This is a genomic window from Methylobacterium jeotgali, from assembly GCF_022179345.1.
GTDB classification, from domain to species: domain Bacteria; phylum Pseudomonadota; class Alphaproteobacteria; order Rhizobiales; family Beijerinckiaceae; genus Methylobacterium; species Methylobacterium jeotgali.
Window position 1 is genome coordinate 1 of record NZ_BPQR01000073.1, and the last position, 7,421, is coordinate 7,421.

The 7,421-nt window shown below is 70.6% G+C and carries 5 protein-coding genes; 4 read left to right on the top strand and 1 reads right to left on the bottom strand.

All coding sequences use genetic code 11. The features are described 5' to 3' along the window. Positions 1-418: 418 nt before the first annotated feature. Complete coding sequence (locus MFF04_RS18395) at positions 419-2,638, bottom strand: DUF4214 domain-containing protein (protein ID WP_238277948.1); 2,220 nt, start codon at positions 2,636-2,638, stop codon at positions 419-421. A gap of 375 nt (positions 2,639-3,013) precedes the next feature. On the opposite strand from MFF04_RS18395, the gene MFF04_RS18400 reads away from it, so the two are divergent. The 4 genes from MFF04_RS18400 to MFF04_RS18415 form a co-directional block, all read left to right on the top strand. After that, positions 3,014-3,430, top strand: coding sequence for a hypothetical protein (locus MFF04_RS18400; RefSeq protein ID WP_238277950.1), 417 nt, complete (start codon positions 3,014-3,016; stop codon positions 3,428-3,430). Positions 3,431-3,502: 72 nt separating this feature from the next. Then, positions 3,503-4,168, top strand: a complete 666-nt coding sequence (locus MFF04_RS18405; RefSeq protein WP_238277952.1) for a ParA family protein — start codon at positions 3,503-3,505, stop codon at positions 4,166-4,168. A 35-nt stretch (positions 4,169-4,203) separates the two neighbouring features. Continuing rightward, entirely contained in the window at positions 4,204-5,574 is a 1,371-nt protein-coding gene (locus tag MFF04_RS18410; RefSeq protein ID WP_238277954.1) for a DUF6212 domain-containing protein, read from the top strand. Further along, on the top strand, positions 5,571-7,421 hold a 1,851-nt coding region (locus MFF04_RS18415), incomplete at its 3' end, for a glycosyltransferase family 2 protein (protein WP_238277956.1). The genes MFF04_RS18410 and MFF04_RS18415, both read left to right, overlap by 4 nt.

A 7,421-nucleotide genomic window follows, 5' to 3' on the forward strand; every position in this document is an offset into this window, starting at 1 on the left:
GGCATTTGTGCACTGCGGCTGGTGGCAAGCGCCCGGGGCCATGCTAGGGATCGCGCCCGGGGGTCGAGCGCCGATCCGGGACCGGGTCGGCGGCAGGCGCTCGCGCCGGCAACGGTCGCGGACGCCAGGCCAAACCGGCATCAGGACGACCAGCGAGGTCCTATGACTGCGTAAAGGCGTGCAAGCCTGATGGCAGCAAATTCCGGATGCTCAAAGTCGTCATGAGCTCACGCGTGAGTGTACGCCGATCCGCGTTGCGCGCCAGTTCAGGGATACGGACGTGACAGTTGTGCTCTCCAACCCGATCCGCCTCCGCGGACTGGATGATGACGCGCTTCCGAAGTACATCTGAGCTGATGCCGAACGAAGACGGGCCGCTCCAATTGGAGCGGCCCGTCTTCGTTCGATCTGCGTGGACTCAGGCGAGGAGGGCGCCGTGGATGCCGGCGGCGAGGTGGTTCTGGACGTTCTCGGTGCCAGCGCTGAAGGCGAAGAGCAGGTCGGCGCGGGTCAGATGGTCGTTCTGGATGGCGGTCATCCAGTGCTGGAAGCCGGCCGCCTCCGGCTCGCGGTGGAGGGCGTTCTCGTAGAGGCGCGTCACGAAGGTGGCGTCGTCGATGTTGCTGCCGTAGCGCTGGGCGAACTCCACCGAGTTCACGAAGCGGTCCGCCACCCACTGGATCGACTGGCCCTGGTCCAGGTACTGGATCCAGGTGTCGAGCCCGTGCGCGTCCGGTGAGCGGTCGAAGGCCGCGCCGTAGAGGCGGAAGGCCAGGCCCGAGTTGCCGTCGAGGTCGAGCAGCACCGACTGGCCGTCGAAGGTGACGCGCTCGACATTGACCAGATGGTCGACCTGACCGGTGCTGCTCGTCAGCGTGTAGTGGGTGTTGTCGACCCGCTCCACCGACCAGGAGCTCAGCGCGCCGCGCTCGACCACCGTGTCGATCCCGGCGCCGCCGTCGTAATAGTTGGATCGGCCCGTGCCGCTGATGAAGGTGTCGTTGCCGGCGCCTCCGATGAAGGTGTCGTTCCCGTGGCCGCCGACCAGCGTGTTGCCGTGGTCGTTGGCGATGATCTTGACGTTGCCGTCGCCCGCCACGGCCGTGTTGATGTTCGAGTCGGCGGTGAGATACACCGCGCGGCCCGCGATGACCGAGGTCGCGCCGGCGTGGAGGTCGATCACGTCGTCGCTCGTCGTGGCGGCCGCGTTGATGATGCCGGTGCCCGAGGTGCTGCGCAGGGTGCTGCGTGCGCTGTCGCCCAGCGTCGAGAAGGCGTCCGTGTAGACGAAGGTGTCGGCGTTGGCGGACGGATCGGCGCCGTGCAGCGCCAGCGTCGCGCCGGTGAAGGTCCCGGTGGCCGAGTTCGCGCCCTCGCTGACGCGCAGGGTCCACTGGCCCGCTCCGTCCTCGCCGAGGAAGGCATTCGAGGACAGGGTGTAGGTGGAGTAGGCGACGCTGCCGCCCGACTTGTTGAGGAGCGTGCTCACCGTGCCGTCCGGCGAGACGAGCTGCACGACGAGATCGCTCGAACGGCTGTGCGAGCCCTGGAGCGTCACCTCGACGGTCTCGAGATCGATCGCGTTGGCGACGTTGAAGCTGTAGCTGATCGCGCCGGAGGAGTTCAGGGTGCGGTTGCCGGTGGCCGAGACGCTGAGGTTCAGCTCGTTGGCGGAGGTGTTCTGGCCGATCCAGGTCTCGGCCAGGCGCACCGCGGTGTGGGCGTCGACGACGCCGTAGCCGGTGTCGTTCGAGAAGCGCATGCCGCCGCCGTTCCAGTTGCTCGCGCCGTTGGTGACCGTGGCGATCGCGGTCGGCTGCTCGGCGGACATGGCCAGGATGGTGCGCACGTCGCGCCAGCCGAGGTTCGGGTTGGCCTCGAGCATCAGCGCGACGGTGCCGGTGACCTGCGGCGCGGCCGCGGAGGTGCCGCCGAAGGTCGTCGTCACGCTACCGGCCGCGTAGCCCGCCGAGCCGGGGAGATCGGTGGTGGTGATGCCCTTGGTGCCGCCGTTCGAGGGGGCGGAGACGAGGAGCGAGGCGCCGGGGTTCGAGTAGTAGGCGACGCCGCCCTCGGAGGTCACGGCGCCGACGGTGACGACGTGCCGGTCGTTGGTGAAGTTCGAGATGTTCGTGTCGCCGCCGGTGGTGCGGTAGTTGCCGCCCGCAACGACCTGCACGGTGCCGAGGCCGCCGCGTCCGTGGTCGGCCGCGTCGGTGATGGCGTTGAAGAAGCCGGAGAAGATCGAGGCGCTGCGGTTGGCGTAGTAGGCGTAGCTCCAGCCCCAGGAGTTGTTGGTGACGTCGTAGTTCACCGCCTGCGTCATCGCGCCGATGATGTCGCTCATCGCGCGGCCGACCACCGTGTAGGTGCTGACATTGGCGTTGTAGGCGACGCCGATCGGCGCGTCGGCCGAGGGCCGGGCGGCGATGATGCCGGTGACGGCGGTCTGATGGAGGTCGCCGTCGTCGAAGACGCCGACCCTCACGCCCGCACCCGTCGCTTCCTTCCAGGCGCTGACGGCCGACAGGCCGGGGGCGGCGGCGGTGCCGCCCTGGAGGTTCCACAGGCCTGTCGAAGCGACGCTGGCGGTGCGGCTGCCAAGAAGATTCGAGATCGTGTTCCAGGTGGTCGTCATCGTCCGGCTCCAGAATTCGTAGGAGCAGAATGGATGACGCGCCTATTCTTCGGGTTTAGATACGTAGTTAAATAAAAACAGCCTCAAGATTGGAAAACAAAACTGCAATTTACGGACTGCTTAACTCTAAGAAATCCTGCATCTACTTCTTATTAAGTGAGATGATTAGCTTGTGTTTTTGTTAAGTTACCTATCCCTTTCCGCGATCGGGCAGGGAATCCGAAGCCTCCGTAGAGCCGCGTCCTTGGCGGAGCACGTTCCGCCGTGCTCGGAGTTCGTGGAGACGATGCGCTAACGTTGACAGGCCCGATGCGCTGTGGTTGCCAGTTCGTGAGCGCCCGGGCCCTCCGGTCCGCGGTCGGCGGTGTGCCTGGTATGCGTTCCGGTGGCGGATTCACGGATCACCTGATCAACGTCCTTGCCGTCTGCGCCGCGCTGCTCTCCCTCGTCGGGTTCGGCTACATCGTCCATCACGCCCTGAAGGCGCGGCAGGACATGGACGACGCCTCCGACCTGACGGCTGCGGCGATCCGGGGCGACATCGAGAGCCAGCGCCGTCTCGCCGCCTGCTACGTCGAGGGCTGCCCGCCGCTGCCGCGCTCGGACATCATCGCCTGTGCCTGGCGGCGCATCGCGCTTCAGACGGCCGGGACCGCCGCGGAGGACGCCGAGCGCGCCCGCGCGATCTGCGACACCCTGAGCGCGCAGGATGCGGGCATCGCCGAGAACGCCAGGCGGACCCTGGAGCACCGTATCGAATCCCGCCGTGCCCTGGCCCGCACCCAGCGCTAGGGCGCTCGCCGGCGACACGCGTGCCTCCCTTCTCGCGCGGGTGCCGGGGAGCGCGGGAGCGGGGAGGGCGGCGTGTACGTCGTGACCATGGCCTCGCAGAAGGGCGGCGCCGGCAAGAGCACCCTGAGCATCCTGCTCGCGGCGATGTTCGCCCATGCCAACCTGCGCTGCGTCCTGGTCGACTGCGACGCCGGCCAGCACACGGTCATGGCCTGGGCCGCTCAGAGGCCGGGGCGCGAGCCCGCCGTCCTCGCCGTCGAGGGCTCGGCGGCGCTCGAGGCGGCGTGCGTGGAGGCCGGGCGGCGGCGGGCGGATTTCTGCCTCGTCGACACCCCGGCCGGTATCGCCGACGTCACGACGGCCGCGGTGGCGCGCTCCGACCTCGTGCTGATCCCGACGAAGTGCGACGTGACCGACCGCTGGGCGGTGCGCAACACCGTCTCCACGGTGGCGCGGACCGGCCGGCGCTTCCTCGTCGTGCCGACCGAGGTGCCCGCTCGCCGCCTCGGCCTCGAAGCGTCCGACCTTCGCCGGCTCCGGCATGACCTTGCGGACATCGAGGCTCATGTCTGGACCGGACAGATCAGCGAGCGGCGGGTCATCAGCTACGATCTCGCCGAGGGGCGCGTGCCGAGCGAGACCGACTGGCGCGGCCCCACCAACCAGGAATGCGTGGCGCTCTGGCGCCGGATGATGGAAATCCTGCAGGCGGGGCGTCCGCTGACCGCCGGCGCCTGAGCGCCCGATCTGACCGAAGGGATCGAACTCCGAGCATGCAGGCCTTTCAGGTACTCGTCGCCGGCATCGACGCGTCCGTCCGGCGCGCCATTCCCGAATCTCTGTGGGTCCGGGAGGTCACGGGCGTCACCGAGGCCGGCCTGTGGTTCGCGGAGGACGGCGAGCCCGTCGCCCTCGCTCCGGCACCCTGTCTCGGCCTGATCGCGGCGTCCCGCACGCATCCTCTCATGGAGCAGGTTCGCGCCTGGATGCTGGCCAACGGTGCCACGGCCCTGCCCGAGATCCTCGTGATCGAGCGCCGCGCCCAGGGCGGTCTGGTCGAGCGTGCGCTTCTCGACGCCCTTCTCGCCGAGACCGGCGCGCTCGCCCGCTCGGCGCTGCGGCAGGCTCGGCGCGTCGCGCATCTGCGCCAGGCGGTCGAGACTCTAGAGACGGAGAGGGCCGGGCTCGACCGGTTCCTCGGCGAGACCGGGCTCGCGCGGATGGAGACGGTCTTCGCCACGGCAGAGCCGGACTACGAGACGCAGATCGAGCTCGTGCCTGGCGCGGTCCTGCGCCAGCTCCTGCCGATTGCGAGTACCGGCCTTGCGGCGATCGATGTCGCCTGCATCGGCGGAGGACCGGGCGCCATCGCGATGCGTCTCGTCCAGGGGGAGGGCGGCCACATCCTCGCGCGCTGGCGCGTTCCGGCGAGGGCGGAGGACGGCTGGGTGCGGCTCGGGCTGCCCGTCGCGCTCTCCGGCCTGGAGCGCACTCTGTCTCTTCTGGTCGAATGCGACGATCCGGGCTCGTCTTGCGCGAATCTCGCCCTCGGCGCGTTCCAGCCGCTGCCGGCCGCGCAGCTCGCCGACGCGGAGACCAGCGAGGCGATCGCGCCCTATTCACTGGCGATGCGGCTCCACGCCGCCTTGCCCGGCACCACGCCGCCCCACCGCCCCGGCACGCTCCTGCCCGAGGACGCGGACGACCCGGACGAGGCGCCCTATCGCCTGCATACGCTCGGTGCCGACGCGCTCTCCGGTCTCAGGGAGGAGCCGGCACCGCGAGAGGGCGAGGCCGGGAAGGTGCGCCGCATCGACTCGCTCGGGGCGATCGTCTGCCGGGCGGGCGCGCAGGCGCGGTTGCCCCTGGCTTGCCCGGCCGGCGCGCGAGGGATCCTCGTCGGGCTCGACATCCACGCCGAGACGCCGGCCGCGCTTTCCGTGACCGTGGGGATCGCCGGGCCCGAGGGACGGCTCGCGACGCAGGCGCTCGCGGCGAGGGAGGAGGGGGACGGCGCAGTCTCGCTGCTCTTTCCCGCGCCCCTGACGGAGCCGCACGACATCCTGCTCGCCGCAACGGAGCCTGCCACGCCTCCGGCGCCCGACGCCTGGGCGGTGTTCCGCGATCTGCGGGTCTACCTTTGAGCGGTCACGCCTCCGCCGCCGACGCGGCCGGCCCGGTCACGCTCGCGGTGATCGTGCCGGTCTACCAGCAGCCGCATTTCCTGTCCGAGGCGGCCGCCTCGATTCTCGCGCAGGCGGGCGCCGGAAGCGTCGGCCTCGTCATCGTGGACGACGGCTGCCCGCTTCCCGAGACCCGCGAGCTCGGCCTCTCGATGGCGCTGGCCGATCCGCGCATCCGCTACCTGCGCAGCGCCAACCGCGGCCTCAGCGGGGCCCGCAATCTCGGCATCGCGGCGGCGCTCGAGGCGTGGCCGCAGGCCGAGGCGCTCTACATGCTCGACGCGGACAACCGGCTCGCGCCGGGAGCGCTGGCCGCCGGCCGCCGGGTGCTCGCCGCCGATCCGGAGATCGCCTTCGTCTATCCGCAGCTCGTGAAGTTCGGCATCCCCTGGTCGGGTCACGTCGCCGTCGAGGCCACGCCCCTGCACGTGCTGGCGCAGGGCAACTTCATCGAGGCGAGCAGCCTGATCCGCCGAGGCGTGTTCGAGGCGGGCCTGCGCTACGACGAGACCATGCGGGACGGCTACGAGGACTGGGAGTTCTGGATCCGCGTGCAGGCGGCCGGGTTCCGGGCCCGCTGCGTGCCCGCGATGGGGCTCGACTACCGCTATCGCCCCGAGAGCATGGTGCGGGGCTCGGCCCGGATACGCCCCGTCCTTCTCGACGCCCTGCGCAGGCGCCACCGGAAGGCCTATGGCGGTCCTTCGCTGCTCGCCCTGGAGCAGGCCCACCACCCCCGCTACGCCTGGGTCGGTCCCGAGGCGGTCGCCTGCTTCACCGATCCCGGCAACATCCGACGTTTCGTGCCCCGAGCGGATTTCGCGGCGGGGCTCTGGCGCATCCTCGCTGAGCCCGAGCAGCCGGGCCTGCCTCCTTTCCTCCTCTTCGCCGAGGAAGAGCTTCTGGAATCGCTCCGCTCGGCGCGGATCGCGCAAGGCGCGCTGCGCCGGCTCGAGGCGGCCTGCGCTGACGGCGACGGTGCCGGGCTGGTGCTGCGCAGTGGCGATTCGCTGGAGGCCTTCGCGCCGGGTGACGGCAAGCCCGCCGCGCTTCTTGTGCGGACACGCGCCTTCGCGGCGGCCGTCGCGGGGGAGGGGGCGTTCCCGGCCTCACCCTTCCCGCTCTTTGGCCTCACCGTGCCGTTCGGTCTCCCGGCACCCGCATCGCTCGACCGGGCCCTCGCCGACTGTCGCGCCGGGACGGCCGACTGGGAGCGGCCGACGCGCTGGCACTGGCAGAGCCTGACTCTGCCGACCGCCGAGGAAACGCTCACCTTCCTTCAGACCGAGCTGCGCGGCGCGCCACTCTCGAACACCGCCCGCCAGCCTGACGGGCGCTCGGTCGCCATCGTCTCGACAGCGCCGCTCCCCGGGATCGCCGGCCGTGTCGCGAGCCGCCTCGCTGCGGCCGGCGTCGCGCCGCACCTTCTTCTCTATGGGCCGGTGGATTTGCGCGCCGGCGGTCTGGACGCGGCCGCGAGCCTCGACCGGCTGGACCTGCCTCCGGAGCAGCCCTCGGACTTCCGCTACTTCGGCGCCTCGTTCGAGTTGCCGGAGGCCGACGACACCGCCTGGGATCCGATCCGGGGCGCGCTCGCGGGCTACGACATCCTCGTCGTCGCCCATCCCCGGCTCTATCCGCTGATGTCCGGCCTCCGGGAGCGGGGAACGGCGATCGCCGTGCTGCGGTGCCCGGAGGAGGGCGCCCGCTCGGGCGACCGTCGAATCCTCGCCTTCGAGCATGCCATCGACCGGCTCTGCGTCGACGACCGGAGCGAGGCGGAGAGCCGCTCCGCCTCGCTCCGGTCG

Bases quoted from the DNA above. Each gene is read 5' to 3' on its own strand.
- MFF04_RS18400 (WP_238277950.1), top strand. From the start codon at position 3,014: ATGCGTTCCGGTGGCGGATTCACGGATCACCTGATCAACGTCCTTGCC.
- MFF04_RS18410 (WP_238277954.1), top strand. From the start codon at position 4,204: ATGCAGGCCTTTCAGGTACTCGTCGCCGGCATCGACGCGTCCGTCCGG.
- MFF04_RS18395 (WP_238277948.1), bottom strand. From the start codon at position 2,638: ATGACGACCACCTGGAACACGATCTCGAATCTTCTTGGCAGCCGCACC.